At 33.5% G+C, this 19,928-nt stretch carries 19 protein-coding genes and 1 riboswitch; of the genes, 10 read left to right on the top strand and 9 right to left on the bottom strand.

All coding sequences use genetic code 11. The features are described from left to right. Genes thiH through thiS form a run of 7 tightly spaced genes read right to left on the bottom strand, consistent with a single transcriptional unit; the run spans position 1 to position 5,992 of the window. Positions 1 to 1,119 carry a 2-iminoacetate synthase ThiH gene (gene thiH / locus FHP04_RS11805; RefSeq protein ID WP_139856337.1) on the bottom strand — a complete coding sequence of 373 codons (1,119 nt, stop codon included), beginning with the start codon at positions 1,117 to 1,119 and terminating at the stop codon, positions 1 to 3. Continuing rightward, the gene (locus FHP04_RS11800; RefSeq protein WP_139856336.1) at positions 1,112 to 1,885 is read right to left on the bottom strand and encodes a thiazole synthase; all 774 of its coding nucleotides are present in this window, start codon (positions 1,883 to 1,885) and stop codon (positions 1,112 to 1,114) included. The genes thiH and FHP04_RS11800 overlap by 8 nt, the downstream gene beginning before the upstream one ends. A 26-nt stretch (positions 1,886 to 1,911) precedes the next feature. Then, positions 1,912 to 2,535: a thiamine phosphate synthase gene (gene thiE / locus FHP04_RS11795; protein ID WP_139856335.1), complete on the bottom strand. Its 624-nt coding sequence runs from the start codon at positions 2,533 to 2,535 to the stop codon at positions 1,912 to 1,914. Then, positions 2,532 to 3,296, bottom strand: coding sequence for a hydroxymethylpyrimidine/phosphomethylpyrimidine kinase (locus tag FHP04_RS11790; protein ID WP_139856334.1), 765 nt, complete (start codon positions 3,294 to 3,296; stop codon positions 2,532 to 2,534). Before FHP04_RS11790 ends, thiE begins: the two co-directional genes overlap by 4 nt. Further along, positions 3,283 to 3,879 (bottom strand): thiamine phosphate synthase, encoded by a 597-nt coding sequence (locus FHP04_RS11785; RefSeq protein ID WP_139856333.1) that lies wholly within the window; start codon positions 3,877 to 3,879, stop codon positions 3,283 to 3,285. Before FHP04_RS11785 ends, FHP04_RS11790 begins: the two co-directional genes overlap by 14 nt. 3 nt (positions 3,880 to 3,882) lie before the next feature. Continuing rightward, entirely contained in the window at positions 3,883 to 5,742 is a 1,860-nt protein-coding gene (thiC, locus tag FHP04_RS11780; protein WP_139856332.1) for a phosphomethylpyrimidine synthase ThiC, read from the bottom strand. Positions 5,743 to 5,785: 43 nt separating this feature from the next. Further along, positions 5,786 to 5,992 carry a sulfur carrier protein ThiS gene (gene thiS, locus FHP04_RS11775; RefSeq protein WP_139856331.1) on the bottom strand — a complete coding sequence of 69 codons (207 nt, stop codon included), beginning with the start codon at positions 5,990 to 5,992 and terminating at the stop codon, positions 5,786 to 5,788. Between the two features lie 126 nt (positions 5,993 to 6,118). Then, positions 6,119 to 6,215, bottom strand: a riboswitch (TPP riboswitch). Between the two features lie 182 nt (positions 6,216 to 6,397). Between thiS and FHP04_RS11770 the strand changes: the two genes are divergently transcribed. Genes FHP04_RS11770 through FHP04_RS11760 form a run of 3 tightly spaced genes read left to right on the top strand, consistent with a single transcriptional unit; the run spans position 6,398 to position 7,685 of the window. After that, the gene (locus tag FHP04_RS11770; protein ID WP_139856330.1) at positions 6,398 to 7,009 is read left to right on the top strand and encodes a CHAP domain-containing protein; all 612 of its coding nucleotides are present in this window, start codon (positions 6,398 to 6,400) and stop codon (positions 7,007 to 7,009) included. A gap of 48 nt (positions 7,010 to 7,057) precedes the next feature. Next, on the top strand, positions 7,058 to 7,468 hold the full coding sequence (locus FHP04_RS11765) for a hypothetical protein (RefSeq protein WP_139856329.1): 411 nt from the start codon (positions 7,058 to 7,060) through the stop codon (positions 7,466 to 7,468). Further along, positions 7,452 to 7,685 carry a hypothetical protein gene (locus FHP04_RS11760; RefSeq protein ID WP_139856328.1) on the top strand — a complete coding sequence of 78 codons (234 nt, stop codon included), beginning with the start codon at positions 7,452 to 7,454 and terminating at the stop codon, positions 7,683 to 7,685. The genes FHP04_RS11765 and FHP04_RS11760 overlap by 17 nt, the downstream gene beginning before the upstream one ends. Positions 7,686 to 7,727: 42 nt before the next feature. Here the strand turns inward: FHP04_RS11760 and FHP04_RS11755 are convergent, their stop codons facing one another. Further along, a complete protein-coding gene (locus FHP04_RS11755) occupies positions 7,728 to 8,222 on the bottom strand; it encodes a YqiA/YcfP family alpha/beta fold hydrolase (protein ID WP_139856327.1) in 495 nt (164 codons plus the stop codon). 418 nt (positions 8,223 to 8,640) lie between these two features. Here FHP04_RS11755 and FHP04_RS11750 point away from each other — a divergent pair, with 418 nt between their 5' ends. The 6 genes from FHP04_RS11750 to FHP04_RS11725 all read left to right on the top strand — a co-directional run bounded on the left by FHP04_RS11750 (position 8,641) and on the right by FHP04_RS11725 (position 17,030). Continuing rightward, positions 8,641 to 9,315, top strand: coding sequence for a HEPN domain-containing protein (locus FHP04_RS11750; RefSeq protein WP_158319139.1), 675 nt, complete (start codon positions 8,641 to 8,643; stop codon positions 9,313 to 9,315). A gap of 186 nt (positions 9,316 to 9,501) precedes the next feature. After that, positions 9,502 to 10,116, top strand: coding sequence for an alpha-ketoglutarate-dependent dioxygenase AlkB family protein (locus FHP04_RS11745; RefSeq protein ID WP_139856326.1), 615 nt, complete (start codon positions 9,502 to 9,504; stop codon positions 10,114 to 10,116). A gap of 10 nt (positions 10,117 to 10,126) precedes the next feature. Next, entirely contained in the window at positions 10,127 to 14,617 is a 4,491-nt protein-coding gene (locus FHP04_RS11740; RefSeq protein WP_139856325.1) for a DEAD/DEAH box helicase, read from the top strand. Continuing rightward, positions 14,610 to 15,347 carry a hypothetical protein gene (locus tag FHP04_RS11735; protein ID WP_139856324.1) on the top strand — a complete coding sequence of 246 codons (738 nt, stop codon included), beginning with the start codon at positions 14,610 to 14,612 and terminating at the stop codon, positions 15,345 to 15,347. The genes FHP04_RS11740 and FHP04_RS11735 overlap by 8 nt, the downstream gene beginning before the upstream one ends. An 18-nt stretch (positions 15,348 to 15,365) precedes the next feature. After that, positions 15,366 to 16,364, top strand: coding sequence for a hypothetical protein (locus FHP04_RS11730; RefSeq protein WP_139856323.1), 999 nt, complete (start codon positions 15,366 to 15,368; stop codon positions 16,362 to 16,364). A 90-nt stretch (positions 16,365 to 16,454) separates the two neighbouring features. Next, positions 16,455 to 17,030, top strand: a complete 576-nt coding sequence (locus FHP04_RS11725) for an XAC2610-related protein (protein ID WP_139856322.1) — start codon at positions 16,455 to 16,457, stop codon at positions 17,028 to 17,030. 345 nt (positions 17,031 to 17,375) lie between these two features. Here the strand turns inward: FHP04_RS11725 and FHP04_RS11720 are convergent, their stop codons facing one another. Then, positions 17,376 to 17,924, bottom strand: a complete 549-nt coding sequence (locus tag FHP04_RS11720) for a type 1 glutamine amidotransferase domain-containing protein (RefSeq protein ID WP_139856321.1) — start codon at positions 17,922 to 17,924, stop codon at positions 17,376 to 17,378. 414 nt (positions 17,925 to 18,338) lie between these two features. Here FHP04_RS11720 and FHP04_RS11715 point away from each other — a divergent pair, with 414 nt between their 5' ends. Further along, positions 18,339 to 19,343, top strand: coding sequence for an endonuclease/exonuclease/phosphatase family protein (locus FHP04_RS11715; protein WP_139856320.1), 1,005 nt, complete (start codon positions 18,339 to 18,341; stop codon positions 19,341 to 19,343). Positions 19,344 to 19,928: the final 585 nt, after the last annotated feature.

The following is a 19,928-nucleotide window of genomic DNA, read 5'->3' as shown; positions in this document are numbered from 1 at the left end:
TTATTTTTTAGAATAGGATGTATCCCAGTCTTTCCATACTACCTCATAGCCCTGGGATTGTATCATAGCTTTAATTTTATTCGTACCTCGTTCATCCGAAATTTCAAATTGCTCTAAGGATTGCCGATCCACAACATACCCACCTGGATTTGTTTTAGATTCCGCACTCATAGAAGTGATTCCTAGGTTTATGACGTTGTTTCTAAAAGTCTCACTCTCTCTTGTAGACATAGATAATTCCACATCTTCATCTAATAATCTATAAGCACAAATTAACTGTACAAGATCCGCATCGGTCATTTCCACTTTGGGTTGCACTTCTCCCTCGTGAGGTCGCAATCTTGGAAAGGAAATAGAATACTTGGTTTTCCAATAGGTTTGCTGTAAATATTTTAGGTGTAAGGCAGTGTAAAAACTATCCACCCTCCAATCATCCAAACCAAACAAAGCACCTAAACCGATTTTGTGAATACCAGCTTTTCCCAATCTATCGGGAGTATCTAATCGATAATCGAAATTAGATTTTTTGCCTTTGGGGTGATGGGTTTTGTAGGTAGCGCGATTATAAGTTTCCTGATATACCAATACTGCGTAGAGTCCCTCGTCAATCAAAGTTTCGTATTCATCCTGATTTAGTGGTTGTACTTCTATACTAATATTAGAAAAGTGATCTCGAATTAATTTTATGGCGTTTTTTAAATAAGCCACTCCAACGGTACTATTAGCTTCTCCGGTTACTAGTAAAATATGGTCATAGCCTAACTGTTTAATATAAGCTACTTCCTTGAGAATTTCCTCGTCAGTAAGGGTTTTCCTGGGGATTTTATTAGTTAAGCTGAACCCGCAATAGGTACAAATGTTTTGGCATTCATTAGAGAGATACATCGGGACATACATTTGAATGGTGTTTCCAAATCTTTTTCTAGTAAGCGCTCGACTTCGTTGCGCCAAGTTTTCGATAAAAGGTTTGGCAGCAGGTGAAATTAATACTTGAAAATCCTCTAAGCTTATTTCGTCTTTTAACAATACCTGTTGCACATCGGTAGCAGTAAAACTATAGACTTTCTGCTTTACGGTGTCCCAATTATATTGATTGAATATGTCTTTAAAACTACTCATTTAGAAAAGAAGTTAAAGGACTACTTGCCTCTGCATATTGATTAACTGCGGCTAATTTTGCTTGGTATGCCAACCTTCCAGCCTGCACTGCCATCTTAAAAGCAATCCCCATTTGCACTGGGTTCTTAGAAACAGCTATTGCTGTATTTACCAAAACTGCATCGGCACCTAATTCCATGGCATAAGCTGCATGTGAAGGTGCGCCTATTCCCGCATCTACAATTACAGGGACCTTACTTTGTTCCATAATTATCTTCAGAAAATCTTTAGTTATAAGCCCTTTATTACTACCTATTGGAGCTCCAAGTGGCATGACACATTGCGCCCCAAGATCTTCCAATCGTTTACACAATACAGGATCTGCGTGTATATATGGCATTACTATGAAACCTTCTTTCACCAAAATTTCGGTGGCTTTAAGTGTTTCTATGGGGTCGGGTAATAGATATTTTGGATCTGGATGAATCTCTAACTTTATCCAATTGGTTTGTAAAGCTTCTCTAGCCAATTGCGCAGCAAAAACAGCTTCCTTTGCTGTGCGTACTCCCGAGGTGTTAGGTAATAGATTAATGTGATCTTGCTTCAGATGCATTAATATATCGTCATATTCACTGTGGAAATCTACCCGTTTTAAAGCCACGGTTACCAATTCGCTTTCTGAAGCTATAATGGCCTCTTGCATTAATTTGGAACTGCTAAATTTCCCCGTCCCAGTAAATAATCTGGAACGGAAAGTTTTATCTGCTATTTTTAGCGTGTCTGTCATTTTTGTGCTCTGTTAAGTTTTTAATTTCACACCTGATCAACAGGGGTTTTTAATATTTTTTGGAAGGCTTTTATATTATTAAAGTCATTTGTAATTGCTCCCGAAACCGCAACTCCATAGATGCTTGTTTTTAATAGTTCTGGAATGTCATGTAATGTGATGCCGCCAATGGCAATAATGGGAGTTTCTGAATGCAATTCATTTAAAAGGGATACGAAGCATTCTAAGCCCAATATCGGACTCAGATTTTTTTTCGTGCTTGTAAATCGGAAGGGACCTAATCCTATATAGTCTACTTTTTTATTCATAAGTTCTTGGCAGTCTTGTAGGTTGTTCGCTGTTCCGCCAATAATTTGCCAATCGTACAAATGCTGTCTCGCTACCCTTGGGCAGGCATCTGTTTTGCCTAAATGCACGCCATCTGCTTGTACAGCTTTCGCGATTTTATAATGGTCGTTTATTATTAATTTCGTTTGGAATTTCTTAGTGATTTCCCTTGCCCTTTCAGCTGTTTTCAACAAAGTGTTTTCATCTTCGTTTTTAAGTCGAAGTTGGACTAATTCAGCTCCATGAGTACAAGCTTTTAGGATGTTCTCTAGGTGTTGTTCTGGAGTTTCGCCTTGAGAGATATAGTGTAAATTAGGAATCATATAATTTCGATTTTGTTGTGTACTCCCAATAAGGAAGGGTGTGAGTTTAAAAATTGTTCGGTATACCGCTTTGCCTTATCAGAAGCAGTTTGTAAAGTATGTCCTAAACGAATATTACTAGCCAAAGCCGAAGAAAGCACACAGCCACTTCCGTGTTTTTCAGAAATACTTGCGGTAATAGGAGGGAAGTGATAGGTTTGTTGATTTGTTGGATGCAGTTCATCCCAACCTTTTTTGTCCAATCTGTGCCCTCCTTTTAAATAGATATTGGTGAATTTCTTTATATACTGAAGCGTTTCTTCATAATCTAAATTCGGATATAAGCTTTTAATTTCATCGTAGTTTGGCGTGATAATATAGCAGTGTTTTAATATTTCATCTAGGTTATTTTGATCTTCTTCGGAATGGAAATCAAACCCTGCACTTGCCTTAAAAATAGGATCCAAAACAACTTTTATAGAAGGTTTTATACTGTGAAGTTTTTCTAGAATGCGAAGCAATGACTGCCAAGACTCTACTACTCCAATTTTCACGGTATCAATAGTAAAGCGTTCAAAAAGAATAGCTATTTGCGCTAAAATAATTTCCGTATCCATCCAAATACAATGTTTAAAATCACTATCATGTTGTATAGTAATTGCTGTGCATACACTTAAGCCGTAAAGTCCGTGCGCTTCAAATGTTTTTATATCTGAAGTAATTCCAGCACCTCCGCTTGGGTCGTGACCTGCAATGCTAAGGATGTATTTATGATGGTTCAAAACTGTCTTTTATTTTTTTAAAGGATTCTACAGGGTTATCAGTGTTCCAAACACCTCCTAACACGCCAACGCCATTATAACCGAGGGCTTTCATTTTTGCAATGTTATCAGCACGAATACCACCTAGTCCAATTACGGTTTTGTCTATACTATTTACATTAAACTTGCGACCGGTATATTCTTTTTTTGATATGGAAGTAAATACAGGACTTAAAAAATGGTAGTCGAAATCTATAGTACACTTTGAAATATCCTCCGGACTATGAAAAGAGGAACTTATAGTGAAACCCTTAACTTTAAGATTATCAAAATAACTTACCGTTTTGTTCCTTAGTAATGTCTTTCTTTTCTGTTCCTGAAAATGAACACCTTTCAGATTAAATTCGTTTGCTAGTTCATGAAATAAATGCACCACAATCCGATTGTGAAATCTTGGATGTATTTCATTCAAATAAGCAATATGTTCCTCGAAATTCTTCTTAGGTTTTCTGAGGTGATAACAGGCTAAACCAGCTTCAAAAAGTTGGTTTAACCTGTTTGTTTCCGTAGAAATATCTACTTCAGGAGCAATAACAATTACCATAAATTATAAATAGACTTCAGAACCTTTATTTTTAAACTCTTCCGCTTTTTCTTCCATCCCTTTTTTAATTACTTCGTTATCCACAATATCGTTTACAGCAGCAAAGTCCCGTACTTCTTGTGAAATCTTCATAGAACAAAATTTAGGACCACACATAGAGCAGAAGTGAGCCAATTTAGCTCCCGCAGCAGGCAGAGTTTCATCGTGGTATTCTCGGGCGCGCTCCGGATCAAGTCCTAAATTAAACTGATCTTCCCAACGGAACTCAAAACGTGCCATACTTAAAGCATTGTCTCGATGTTGTGCTCCCGGATGCCCCTTGGCTAAATCGGCAGCGTGCGCAGCTAGCTTGTAAGTTATCACTCCTACACGAACATCTTCTTTATTAGGTAAGCCTAAATGTTCTTTTGGAGTTACATAACACAGCATCGCACATCCGTACCAACCTATCATAGCAGCACCAATTCCTGAGGTAATATGGTCGTAGCCTGGAGCAATATCTGTTGTTAAAGGGCCTAAAGTGTAAAATGGAGCTTCATCGCAAACTTCTATTTGCTTCTCCATATTCTCCTTAATCATATGCATAGGAACGTGACCAGGACCTTCAATAAAACACTGTATATCGTGTTTTCGTGCGATTTTTGTCAGTTCGCCTAAGGTTTCTAATTCTGCAAACTGTGCTTCATCATTTGCATCGGCTATAGAACCTGGACGCAAACCATCTCCTAATGAAAAGGCTACATCATATTGCTTTAAAATCTCACAAATTTCCTCAAAATGTGTGTATAAGAAGCTCTCTTTGTGATGCGCTAAACACCATTTGGCCATAATAGAACCACCGCGAGAAACAATACCAGTTACTCGGTTTGCCGTCATAGGAACATAACGTAGTAAAACCCCTGCGTGGATGGTAAAATAATCTACTCCTTGTTCGGCTTGTTCAATTAAAGTATCTCGGAAAATCTCCCAGGTTAAATCCTCTGCAACGCCGTTTACTTTTTCTAAAGCTTGATAAATAGGAACCGTTCCAACGGGAACAGGAGAGTTGCGAATAATCCATTCGCGGGTTTCGTGTATGTTTTTACCAGTAGATAAATCCATAATATTGTCTGCACCCCAGCGGCAAGCCCATACTGCTTTTTCAACTTCCTCTTCAATGGAAGAAGTAGTGGCAGAATTCCCAATATTAGCATTAATCTTTATCAAAAAGTTTCTCCCTAGAATCATAGGTTCTGCTTCTGGGTGATTGATATTCGATGGAATTACAGCTCGGCCTCTAGCAACTTCATCTCGTACAAATTCCGGAGTGATTTTAGAAGGAATAGCAGCACCAAAATGCTCGCCTTTATGTTGCTTTCTAATTTCGGTCATTTCGTCAATACGCTGATTTTCACGAATAGCGATATACTCCATTTCTGGTGTAATAATCCCTTGTTTGGCATAATGTAATTGCGTAACATTCTGACCTTTTTTTGCTCGCAAAGGTTTCTTTAAGCTAGAAAAACGCATATGCTCTAAACTTTTGTCGTTTAATCGTTCCCTTGCGTATTCTGATGAGAAATCCTCTAGCTGTTCCACATTGTTCCTATCTAAAATCCATTGTTCTCGAATTCTTTCAATCCCTTTATGCACGTCAATCGACTTATTTGGATCTGTGTAAGGGCCGGAAGTGTCATAAACAGTAACAGGTTCGTTAGGGGTTATTTTTCCTGTTAGGGAATCTTTTGTGTCACTTAAAGAAATTTCACGCATGGCAACTTTTATCTGTGGATGCAATTTGCCCGGTACGTATATCTTTTTTGAATTTGGAAATGCTTGTCTTGTGATTGTTCCTTGTTTTGGAGCAGTGTCCTTGTTTTTCATATCGAAGTTTTTTCAGTTGTGTTAGTTTATTAAAATGAAGCAATTATCCACCTTGAGTAGCTTGAATAACTAAAACCTCGTCATTGGCAGACAAGCTTGTGGAGCTCCATGAATGTTTTGAAATAATGCTGTGGTTTACTGCTACCGCAATACCATCTTGAGGTGAATTTATTTTATCTAGCAGTTGTAGGATATTGAAATCGGGGTTGATTTCAATAGCTTTCTCGTTAACCAAAATAGTAATCATCATACAGTATAATTTTAATTATGCTGTAAACGATAAAGGTTTTTGAGAAGGGAATTGTTTGAAATGAAGGCACAGGTTAAGACGCTGTACTTTTATAAAAAGTGTATAAATACATCTATCGATTTGGATGATGTATTGCTAACTTTTCCCTTCGCTGGTACTAACCAGATCAGGTTCAAAGGGTCTTTCTCAGTTCTAAATATTTAGAACACCCCTAAAGTTTACCCCACAAACTTATCAATAAATTCTTTTTAAAACTAACTAAGCTTGTTTAAAATATTTTAATACGGTGTAGTGTGTAAGGTATTAGTTAGTTATAGAATGATTTTTTGTGGAATCGGAAAGTGAAGTTACTTTTGTGAGTCTCGAAATAATTTCATCTAAATATCGAATTTCAAAAAGTAGTTCATGAAAACATATTCTAAACTCAATAAAGCAATTTGCTTATCGCTACTATTAATATTTGGACTGACGATATTTACTTCCTGCGAACGCATATATCGTAAATGGAATTCTAATGGATTGCAGGTTGGGGATAAGTTGGATAGCCTAAATGGCGTTTATGTTTACTACAACGCCAATGTTGGAAATGTAAAAGGAAGGAACACTTCTGCCGATGGATACAACATCGGACTTAAATACCAATGTGTTGAATTTGTAAAACGATATTACTACCAACATTTAAATCATAAAATGCCTGATAGTTATGGGCATGCAAAAGATTTTTATGAGAAGGGATTAGGGGATGGAAAAAGAAGTAAGCGAAGAAATTTAATTCAATATGCCAACCCTAGCAATAGTAAACCCAAAGTGGATGATCTTTTAGTTTTTGATGGCACAACTACCAATAAATATGGACACGTAGCTATTATTTCAAAAGTAACAGATTCTAAAATAGAAATTATCCAACAAAATCCGGGACCTTATGGCCCCTCACGAGAAACTTTTAAACTGAAACACAGCAACGGAAAGTGGGAAATTGATAATAATAAAGCCTTGGGATGGTTGCGAAAGAAATAACCGTTGGTTTTTGTTTTTTAGATTTGATAACCTAATATTTACTAGTAAATGAGATTTTTTAGAAATATAGCACTTCTCTTACTTCCATATCTCTTAATGATAATTATCAATGAAGCCTATCGCCCGACGATAAAAGAAACACCCTATTCGTTGAGAGGAATTACAGCTATAAATTCAGATGTAAGAACGCCTGATAAATGTACATGGGCTGCACATAGCGATACTGCATATTGTAAGCAAAACCATGTAAAACTGCTTAAGGATCATATGGATATAACTGATAAAATCTATTTTGGAGCGATAGGTGCTTTGCATTCCACTGGAAATTATGGTGCTGCCAATGTGATTTTTTTAGTCATCCTCTTTCCACTTATAATGTGGTATTCATTAGTGAAAGTTATTGATTACACTTTAGAAATTAAAGCACTAAAAAGACAGTACAATGGAAAATCTAAATAATCTATATCAGACGATAATGTATATAGGCGGTGTGATTTATGCCTATTGCACAGACTTCACAATTAATCTCGCAAATCTGACTGGAACTTCGTATTACGAAATTAATTTTTTCTTTTTCTGTGTACTTTTTCCTTTCCTAATTATTGTGTTACCTGTAATTGCTGTAATCCTGAAATTTAGATTGCGAAGTTTGAAAAAGCGTTATGGCTTGTATTAAGATAATAGCAAAGAACTTCTAGTATTGATATTATATACTTCTTTATTTCAATAGCAACTTCCTAAAAAATGCTTTCACTTCAACTTCAAATATTTCCTCAGGTATTCGATGCTGTAAATCTTGCCTGATTTTAATATTATAATTGTCTATCCCAATTGAGTTCGATAGAAATTCTAAAGTTGACTTTGGATCAATAACCTCGTCTTTTGCTCCTAAAACCAGATGTTTTAAGTTGGATAGAGGGTTTTTAATGTCAGGAACTTCTTGGTGAACAGAACGGTAGGCGAGGGCAGGATTAAATAGTAATGCCGGGCGTTGAAACTTGTCTGCTACATAATATGCCGCAAAACCTCCCATGCTACTGCCAATAACTGAATCGATGTCTTTGTCTTTGTACAGATTAATTAAACTTTCTATACTACTTTCATCATTTCGGTAGTCGATTTGAGGTGAATAAACCGTTCCATATTTCTCAAGAATAGCTCGTTTTTCAGCATTAAGACTGCTGTCCAGCCCATGTAGGTATAGTATGTTCATTTAAAAAAGTTTTATAATTCTTATTTATTCAGTTATAGCAAGGGCGTCGTTTTTTTCCACTCATATATTATTTTCTCTTCCAATGGTGATCGTCAAATGAAATCCAACTAAGATAGTAGATATTATTAAGTTTAATCGAAAACCTTAAGGTTTTAATTCAAGTAATTGTACCGAAGTATTCAATATAACAACAATAAAATTTAAGATTTAAAAAGGTATAAATCTTCTTAAAAAAAACTTAAATTAAATGTTATATTTGAAACTCTCCCCAGAATTTTAAATTCGCTCCATTCGTGAAATATCGAAATGGGATGGAAACTTATTGTTCTATATTTTAAAAATCGCCCTTCAAATCAGAAAAGATTTCAACGGAAAAGACTTAGAACAAGTTTAAACTTTTGATATTATTTAATTTAACATGAACAATCCTAACAAGAGTATTGAGGTTATAAAAGCATCACTTTTAAAAAATAAACTTAAATCCTTATCAGGCGATTTAGATGAAAATAATGCCATTCGATTACATCGTGCAATAAGTTGGGTGAAGTGTGCTGAAGAACAAGCCAACAATCCAGATCTAAAATTTATTACGTTGTGGATTGCCTTTAATGCTTGTTATGCCGATAATGACGCACATGAATTTGAGTTGTCTGAAAAGAAACGGTTTAGAGATTTTATTTCTAAGCTAGTGGATTTCGATGCTGAAGAAAGATTCTTTAAAATTTTATGGTATAAGTTCCCAGGCCCTGTAAGATTGTTAATTGATAATAAATATGCATACAAGCAATTTTGGGACGCACAACGTGGAGATTCAATAGATTGGGAGTCACGTTTTAAACAATCTCAAATAGATTCAAGAAATTATCTAGCACACCAACAGGTGTCTAAACTATTGGAGTTAGTTTTAGATAGATTATATACAGTTCGTAACCAATTAATTCACGGTGGAGCTACCTATCAAAGCAAACTAAATCGCTCTCAGGTTAAAGATGCTAGTCAGATACTAGAATTTCTTTTACCAATTATCATAGATATCATGATAAGCAATGGGGGAGAAGATTGGGGAGTTATAAATTATCCGGTTATTGAGTAATGTATTACCAATAAATTAATTTTCTATTTTTTTAAAATTAAAAATGTTATCAGAAATATTTGTTTGTAGTAATTTGGACAGGGTAAAATGTGATTATTTTATTCAAACTGTTTAAAAATAAATCTTGCTCTAGTTTATTAAATACAATCAATTTTAGTTCAAAAGCATAATTTATAAAACTAACATATGGAACAACTAGATATGTTCGAATCAGAACGAGACTTTAATAAACCTATTAAAATTAATAATGGTGAATATATTTATATACCTAATTTTTATGATAAAGTAAAGGCAGATAGGTATTTAGATACCTTTATAGAGTCTATCAAATGGAAGCAGGAATCTATGAATATGTATGGGAAACAAATTCCTTTTCCTCGTCTCACCTCTTGGTATGGAGATAGTGATAAGCCATATAGTTTCTCTGGAATAACCTTACAACCTCACCCATGGACAAAAGAGCTTTTAGAAATAAAACAGGATATAGAACAAAAGTCTTTAGTTAACTTCAATAGCGTATTACTAAATAGATATCGCGATGGAAATGATTCCATTTCTTGGCATACAGATGCAGAAAAAGAATTAGGTAAAAATCCAGTTATAGCATCAGTTAATTTTGGTGCAGAACGAAAATTTCAATTGAAACATATGGAAACTAATGAGAAGATTGAAATAGTTTTAAAACATGGTAGTTTATTAATTATGATGGGGGAATTACAACACTTTTGGAAGCACCAGGTACCAAAGACAAAAACAGTACAGGCAGAACGTGTTAATTTAACTTTTAGAGTAATTAAATAATACGCTTAATATGGAGAATTATATTGAGGTAATATCTTCTCTTTCGAAACCTTCTTTTCAAGAAATTAGGCAAATTGCAAACGACAGTATTTCTCATGTTACACGTTCAGAAAGAGATCGGCTTTGGAAAGAATTAAAAAGAGGTACCGCACTGCTTAATTCACATGAGCACATGTGTCAGTACCTATGGTCGTTTGGTAACATGCATCAAGCAAAATTAATGGATGCTTATAAACAGTTACCAAGGGATATTTTTGAAAACGGATTTGAAATTGTTGATTGGGGTTGTGGCCAAGGACTAGGTACCATTAATTTATTTGATTATTTAGAAAATCAAGGGATAACTAATTACGTGAAGGGAGTTACACTAATAGAACCTTCGGAAAAGGCGTTAGAGCGAGCTATACTACATACACAAGCTTATATTGATTCTAGTTTTGTTACGGGTTATTCCGAGTTTTTTGAAAATATTACTCCAGAACAAATAAAAAGCAAATTAGGATTACCGGTAATTCACATTTTCTCAAACATATTAGATGTTGCTCAAATAGATTTAAAGCATCTCGCAAATTTAATTGATGCATCTGTTGTATCTGATAATTATATTGTAAGCGTTGGTCCTTTGAATCCTACCAATAAAAGGATAGATGCTTTTTATAACTATTTTGATGTACCACTTATCTATAACCAAGAGGATAGTTTTTTTAAAAATAGGAAATGGACATATAAATGTAAAATTTATAAACTTGAGTACAACGAGCAAGGTCATTTAATTCCTATTGAATTTTATCCATCAGTTCAATTTCATGCGGCTTATGAACTAGATATAATTAAGTCAGCACGACGAGCAAGTAAGATGGAGTCGCTAAATAGTTTAACACATTTCGAAACCACAGCTCCTTTTGATATTGGGGCAAGCGTTTATGACGATGTACATCCAATTTTAGCGGTTCTTAATAATATTATAACTAGGGGATTACCGACAAAGTCTAGTATATATATAGAAGAAGTATTTTCTAAAAGTTTTGGCCTTTCGAAAAAGCATGTTGTAAGAGGAGAAATAGGATATATCACAGATGAAGAAATAGATTATGCCCATCTTGTTGAGCGTTTCAGTAGTCTTCTTGATAATGACTCAGAAGTAGTTGATGAGGATTTAGAGATTTTACAGCACTTGTTATCACCAATTGCTATTGCTAGATTTCAGAAATTAGTAATAGAAGCATTGATTACAGGGCACTTAGAGCTAGAAAAAGAAGAATGGCATATTTTAGTGGAAGAGAATGATGTTCCCTTCGCTGCAATTGCTCTTAAAGATTTAGAACAAACGTTTAATCATCTTACTCAACTAAGTACAGCTTATGATACCTTGAAGTTCCCTAAAGTAAATTTAGATATTTTAAGTAATCCCACATTTAATAAATCACCTCTACATCTAGATTACAAAGTTCTTATTGAACCAAAATCTATACACTATTCTAAGCAGTATGATATGGTTGTTAATTTAGCCATGTTGAAATCCAAGGATTTAGAGTCAAAAGGGTTTAGTAAATTTAATTGCCTGAATAATTGCTATTTCAATATTCGCACGATAGAGCAAAAGAAAACTGATCGCACAATATATACATCTAGTTTAATCAATTATAAGAATTTAGTTTCCAAAACGGATTTAGGAGTTTATATTGAGAACGAGTTACAAAAATCTGATTTAACTTATTTCTTACAATTATTTTTTAGGAAAGAATCTTTTAGACCGGGTCAATTGCCTATTTTAGATAGAGCTTTACAAAACCTTCCTGTAATTGGGCTCTTACCAACAGGTGGTGGTAAATCACTTACCTATCAGATAGCAGCTCTACTACAGCCTGGAGTCACATTAATAATAGATCCATTGAAGTCTTTAATGAAAGATCAATACGATGGTCTTATCAACAGTGGAATTGACGTGGCGACCTATTTAAACTCTTCTTTAACTAAAAAGGAAAGAGAGTTTAGAGAAAAGCAACTTGAATCATCTGAGATGCTTTTCACCTTTGTTTCGCCTGAAAGACTATCTATTTTAAAATTTAGAGAGCGGCTAAAGAATATGCATAACTATAATGTGTATTTCTCCTATGGAGTCATTGATGAGGTTCATTGTGTGTCGGAATGGGGGCATGACTTTAGGTTTTCTTATTTACACTTAGGTCGAAATTTATACAACTATGTAAAAGCAAAAGAGAATGAAATTTCTTTATTTGGGCTTACGGCAACAGCTTCATTTGATGTTTTAGCAGATGTAGAGCGAGAACTTTCTGGTAATGGGGCATTTTATCTAGATTCCGAAGTGATTGTACGTTATGAGAATACGAATCGTTTAGAACTACAATATAAAGTAGAAAAAGTTGAAGCAGAATTTGAAGAAGATAAATTCTTCGACAAGGCTAAAGTTCTAGCACCTCATCTTCCTCGAGCCATCAATATCACAAACAACAGGGCTGTATTCGATTCTAAAAGTAAATTCCTGAAGAAATATATTACGAAGGTTCCAGACTATATAAAGGAACTTCAGCTAGATGAAAACATTAGTTTAATTAAGAATAGATTTAAGGAACGACAAAATAATGATGATAATTTAGATAATGATTTAACTGTTGAAATGCCTTTAGATTATTATGCTAAAAAAGAAAATTATAATGAAGCGGGAATTGTATTTTGTCCTCATGTTAATTCTACAGGAATATCTGTTTCTAAAAATAAAGAATCTTTAGGGAGGTTGATACCAGATCTAGGGTCATTTACAGGTAAGGATACAGATGAAAGTTCAATGGAAAATCTGGAATTGTTTAGAGATAATAAACAACCATTAATGGTCGCGACAAAAGCCTTTGGGATGGGTATTGATAAACCCAATGTAAGGTATACTGTTAATATGAACTATTCTAGCTCATTAGAAAGTTTCGTGCAGGAAGCTGGACGGGCCGGTAGAGATCGAAAAATGGCTTTATCTGTCATTTTATTTTCCGATTATGATATTGTAAAAATTAAATCAAATTATACTGGCGTTGAATTTCCCATAGGAACATTGAGAAATAGATGGTTTAAAACTAAAGACCTTAAACGCATACTTGATTTCTATAATATAAAAGTCCCCGAAGAATTTCTTGAATACGCAAACCCCTCTAAAGACTTAGTTAAACTACATTGTAAACAAGACAATAGAATGTTTGCATTCGGTAATTGTAATGAAGAATGTAATTTATTTCGTTCTTGTACATTGAAAAATGCAAATCAAGATAGTAAAGGGTGGCATACAGAATCAGAATTAAATGTAAAGCTACACGAACAAGGGCTCAAGTTAGGTAAGAAACATTTTCAATATTTAAGTGCAGACTTTCAGTCTGTAATGTATTTTTTTAACGAAAGTTTTAAAGGAGACATTGTTGAAAAAACCTTCATGCACCAACTGCTTAATGTTAGTGAAGTTTATGTTTATAATAAACAATCTAAAGTACGGGAAACTAAAACAGGGTTTTTAAGTTCTATTCTTGAGGCAGAAATTAATGGAAGTGTCGTCGTTTATGTTCCCTATACCGAGGATAATGTAACAGATATTAATAAAGCAATCTACAGATTATGTTGTATAGAACTTATCGAAGATTTTACACAAGACTATACTATTAATCAATTTCGAATTGTAGCTATTAGAAGAAAGAAAAGTGAGTATTTCAAGGGATTACTTAATTTTCTATTAAAATATTTTACAAGGGATAGAGCTTTATTAGAGCTAAAGAAGGCTAAGACTATTCCAATAAAAGGGGGAGTTGGTAATGAAATTACTCAAGAGATATATCAATGCTTAGCTTATTTAACGGAATTTGTATATGATAAAATATCAGAAAAAAGAAAAAGAGCTATAGACGATATGCGTAATTTTTGTTTAGAAGGTGTTTCTGAAGAAAAATCATGGGTTGAAAGAAATGAAGAATTAAAAGATTATATATACTACTATTTTAATTCCAAATATGCTAAAACAGATTATATAGCCGATAATGGAGAACCATATTCTTTAGTAAATGATACCGATGGTGGTAAAGTATCAAGTCCTGAAATTCTATTCAAATATCTAAAAGTTATTGAAGAGGATTTAGTGGGGGTGGGTACACCAAATGATAACATTAAACATCTTCAAGGTGCTGTACGTTTAATTTCTCGTTCGTTAACTGACACTAATCCTGCCTTAGCATTATTGGAGGCCTTTACAATTATTTATTTAGGTACTAACAATAATGAAATTTTAGAAAAGCAGTTGGCTTTGAGGTATTTGGATGGAATGGAAGAAATGTTTAAAAGAATAGATTCTGCAAAAAAATTCTGGAGATTATTTAAAAAATACAACAAATTGATTTCTGTTTATATGGACGCTTCAAAATATAGCTCTTTAGTTGACGAAGCTAAACTTATTATTCACAGTCATGAATTAAATAAAATAACATTTAATTATTTAGAAACTTATGAGTAGCGATAAAATACAACAATCACTTATAAATATAGAAGAAAATTTAAAAAGTTTAGAATCTGCAAGAAATCAAGTTTTATCTTCAGTAGATAGCAGTTCAAAATTATCAAAGGAAGTTCTAGCTTTGGTTGAAAGCTTTAATGATTTAAAAAACAATTTACTTAATGAGCATGAGAATATATTAGGCAAGCTAGAAGCGCATCAAAGCTCATTCAAAAAAAATGTGTCTCAACTTACAGAAAAATTAGATGGATCAGTAAACTCTTTAGTTGATAAGGTTAGTTTTAGTTCAGAAAGTTTACCTACAAAGCTTAATAAAATATCAAAAGATTATAAAAAGGGTTCAGAGGACTTAATTTCCCAAAATCAGGAAATTCTGAATAGCATTATCAATAAGCACCAAGCTGTAATTAATGTTATGGATAGTGTAAAAGACCAATTAAATGCTATTGATTTTTATGAACAGACTACTCAAATTATTCAGAATCAAACAGAACTTAAAGAGGGATCCTTAGGAATATCAAAAGAGCTTAATTGGATAAAAGAGGCTATAGAAAAAGTTGATAGTATAATTAATGATAATTTTGAACATAATTTTAGGGCGGTTAATAAAGAAATTATTTCAATAAATGAAAGTCTTTTAAAGTTTCAAAAGAAGCAAACTAAACATTTTATAATAATTGTTGTTTTAATAATTGTTTCGACCTTTCTGATTTATATAAATAAATATTAATAAGTTCTAAATCATATAATGTTGCAAAAAATAATCCAAGCCATTAAAAATTTCGATATCAACCAGCTAGATACTTTGCTAGAGGACGGTAAGTCTTATATGGAAGTATCCAAAACTCAATTCTTAAAACGCTTAGCGAAATCGTTTGAGGCTCTTAAAGAAGAAGGTTGTACTGCATTCGATGATGTTTTTTTTGGTGCATCTCGATCGTGCTATAAGAAAGGGGAAGGAATGACTTTTATTACCAACCAAGGGTTTTATTTAGATCTTTATATAGAAGAGAAGAATGGCGCTGTAAACGACATTTATGTATGTCATGACTTGGTTAACTTCATTGAGCTCGATAAAGAATATGATTTAGGATTTTATTTCTATCACGATGAAAAAATTGGCTTTATCCCGAATTTAGATTATGTAGCTATACGTGATGAATACAACCAATTACTAGCTGAAATTGAACTACTGAAGCCATCTACAAATCTTGATGGCTTGGAGCGTTTGTATCCAACTTATCAGAAACTTGAAAAACTTTTAGATAAGTTTGGTCTTTTTATAGCTCTTGAATACAATCTATACAGTAATGCATACAATTTGATAATGGAAATTGAAGATCTATTCCAAATAAAGGCAAAAGAACATATTGCAATTGACGCAATAATTGATTTTCAAAAAGCTAAAACTGAAAGAGAGAAACTAATTTGGTACTTTAAGAATAGAAAAGAAAGTTTATGTTTATCCCACATATCAATTCCTAATGACCTAAAAAAAGATCCATTTATAACATATACATCTAAAAGTTTAAATATTGATATTGATGTTTCAGGTTATGAATATGTACTGGATTATTTTAAGCATTTGAATGAGTTGTACCATGAATTTATGGAAAAATATAAACCTCTTCCAGAACATATTGAACAGGCTCCCAATGGTGCCGTTCAATATAAACTTGAAAGCTTCTTAAGGTTACAGAATAAATACATAGATATTGTAGATAAATATGGGGGTTCAGCATTCTAAAATTTAAATGTTTAAACTCTAGAAGATAGCGGCTGAATTAAATAGAGTTTTAATAATCGATATTTGCCAAACTCTTTAAAAACCAAACCAATGAAATCAAGATTGAATTTAGCATTTCTGTTTATTCTTTTCAATTTGTCACTTTATTCTCAGGAAAGTAAGGAGTCAGGGTGGGTTAATTTAGAAGATGACATGACTGTCACTCTTAAATTTACTAATACGGATATTTCGAAAAGTATTAATGGCTTTACATTTAAAGCAGTTTGGCAGGAGGCTTTGGATCTCCCTAGTGAAGAATATGCATACGGTGGAATTTCAGAACTTCACGTTTATAAGGGGCAAACACATATTCAAACAATTAAGAATATTGTAGATTATATTGCTTTAGGCTATGTACATCTTACTTTTTTCGATTACAATATGGATGGCTATTTAGACTTTACAGTTCCGATTAGTTGTGGTAGATCTTGTTATGATAAATACTACCTATATAATCCTAAAACCAAAATCTTTACACATCAGAAAGATTGGGATTATTTAAGAATTTGGAAGTTTAATAAAGCTACAAAACAAATTCGCAGTGTACCTGACGGGAATGCTGTGGATACAAAACATTTCTTATACAGGGTTGATGGTCTTAAACTAATTAAGGTCAAAACATTTTAATAACTAAAACGATGATTGTGCTGAGTTCAATTCACGATTGAGAACATAATTCATTGTAAAACTCGCATCTACTTAATCCCATAACCCTATCCGCAAAAAATCCCAACTTACTCCTATATCCTACGCCCTAAGTCTTTCCGTCCTACGTCTTTCCGTCCTACGTCCTTACATCCTACGTCCTTACATCCTACGTCCTTATACCCTGCGTCTTAAACCCTACAACTCGCACCCCACATCTCCTAGAGATTTAATAAATTCAGCATATTTATTCTCAAAAAAAAATAGGATTTAACCTGATGGTCAAATCTATTTTCTAAACTTGGAGGATTATAATTAATCAAGTAATTAAGCGTGTTGTAATTCGTGCTTCCCCTCTTTAATTTCCTCAATTAATTTACTATTGAATGCTGGTAAATCGTCTGGATTTCGGCTAGTAACAAAAGCCTGATCAACAACTACTTCCTCGTCAACCCAGTGCGCACCTGCGTTTTCTAAATCTTTTCGGATAGAAGCGTAAGATGTCATTTTTCTACCTTCTACAACTTCTGCATTAATTAGAGACCAAGGGCCGTGGCAGATAGCTGCTACCGGTTTCTTTTGTTTAAAGAAATCTCTTATAAATTCGATAGCATCTTCATTAGTACGTAACTTATCGGGATTAATAACACCACCAGGTAATACTAGGGCATTGTAATCGTTAGCGCTCACATCCTTCAACACCTTATCTACTTCGTATTCGTCACTCCAATTTCCTTCACTCCAACTTTTAATTTTTCCGGAGTTCGGACTTACAATATGAACGTTAAACCCTTCTTTCTCCATCGCTTCTTTTGGAGATTTTAATTCACTTTCTTCAAATCCATCGGTTGCCAAAATGGCTATTCTCTTATTCATAATTTTAATTTTTTAATTAATTTTTCTTTTATGTAAAGATAAGATTCACAGCGCGTTTACTATATTAAGTAAATTGTAAACCTGTGATAAAAAGCGTTAAAATAATTAGTAACAAGAAAAGTGCGATTTTGAAATCTTTGTTGGTAACTGGCTTCTCTGAAAGTAAATCTAATTCTTGCCAACAACTATATACTTTTAGTTGCCTAAAGAATATGCTGAATTATTTCTTTCTTTTATGCATTTTCATTTAACTCATGCAAATAGAATTTTTTGTATTTACAAAAGTGATTTCACATATCAATTTTTAAAACTTTTCATTTGTAGGGCAATAGGTGCATTCCGCTCTAGGGGAGATAGGGTGAAGTGTTTTTTTATGTATCATATTTTCTAAAATTTTTTACATAACTTCATAGAATGAAAAAGCTGAAAAACGTGTTAAAGATTGTTCTTTATACCATTGCGCTACTAATAGCAGTTTTTTCTATACTTTCAATTTTTAGAAATACGGAAAATCGCATTTTAAAAATGATGGATTTTCCTCGTATTCAGTATTTTATAATTTCTGTATTTTGCTTAATTGTAATTTTATTTGTTATAAAAAAGTGGAGGTGGTACAAGTACTTGATTTTGCTATTTATAACATCTGGAATTGTTGTAAATGGATCATATATAATAAATTATACATCGTTGGTGCCTGAAACAGTACCTACTTCAAAAACAATAAGTTCTACAGGTGCTCAGTTTAGCTTACTATTAGCTAACGTTAAAATGTCTAACAGAAATTCACAAAACCTAATTTCCATTATCAACCAAAGAGACCCTGATTTAATTTTAGCAATGGAGGTTGATAAGTGGTGGGATAATAAACTTGAAATCTTTGTAAACGATTATCCTTTTTCCCAGAAGGTTATATTGGATAACACTTATGGAATGATTTTGTTCAGTAAGCTACCCTTATTAAAAAAAGATATTTATTATCTCAATAACAAAAATGTACCATCATTTGAAAGTACTATTTTATTAAACAATGGGAAAAAACTTAGTTTGTTTTGTATGCATCCTGTACCGCCAACTCATTTCAAAAAATTACCTGATAATGCAGGACAAAAAGAAAAGGCCTTGATAAAAGTGGGTGCAATGGTTAACAATCGCGAATACCCAACAGTTGTAGCTGGTGATTTAAACGACGTGGTATGGTCTAATGTGGATAAATTAACTAACACTAAAAGCATACTCTACGATGTTAGAGTAGGCAGAGGTTTCTTTAATAGTTTTAATGCTGAGAATTTTCTATTGAGGTGGCCATTAGATCACGTATTTGTTACCGATGAATTTAGTGTGCAGAATCTAGAGAAACTTTCAGATATTGGTTCCGATCATTTCCCTATTTATATAGAGCTTGTACTTGAAGGGAATTGAATTAAATGAGAAATTTTCCGTTTTGAAATCAAATTTGATTTGTTGTGTTATTTAAAGAATTATTGTAGTAAGAAGTCAATGCTATTTTATTGATTTACTAGTTTAGTCCTTTACAATGGTTAGTTATGCTTCTATTTGAACAACACCCTGCTCAATTCCTCTTTCTTTCTCTCCGTTCTCGCACGAACTCTTCCTGTTGTCATGTATATTTGCCTTCATAGTTTTCCACGCTTTAAGTGTCAACCTATATCAGAGACGTACAAACATCCACAGTCCTACGTCTTACGTCTTACGTCCTACCGTCCTACGTCCTACCATCCTACGTCCTACCATCCTACGTCCTACCGTCCTAAGGGTACAGCAGAATCCTTTAATGCCAAAGTAAAGGCTTTTAGATCACAATTTAGAGGAGTCAGGAATACGGAATACTTCTTATATCGCTTGATTAAAATATATTCCTAAAATGGTAAAAACGGATCATTCTCAAAAGTTGTGTGTGAATTGAAATAGAATTCTGATTTTTGTTTTTTAAAACAAAGCTTTGGACAATTATCTAGACCTACTGAAACTTATCCTGCCTGAATT

The organism is Aequorivita sinensis, from assembly GCF_006346335.1.
Taxonomy (GTDB): Bacteria; Bacteroidota; Bacteroidia; order Flavobacteriales; family Flavobacteriaceae; genus Aequorivita; species Aequorivita sinensis.
Note: the sequence above shows the minus strand (reverse complement) of the source record. Positions and strands in the feature narration are given on the sequence as shown.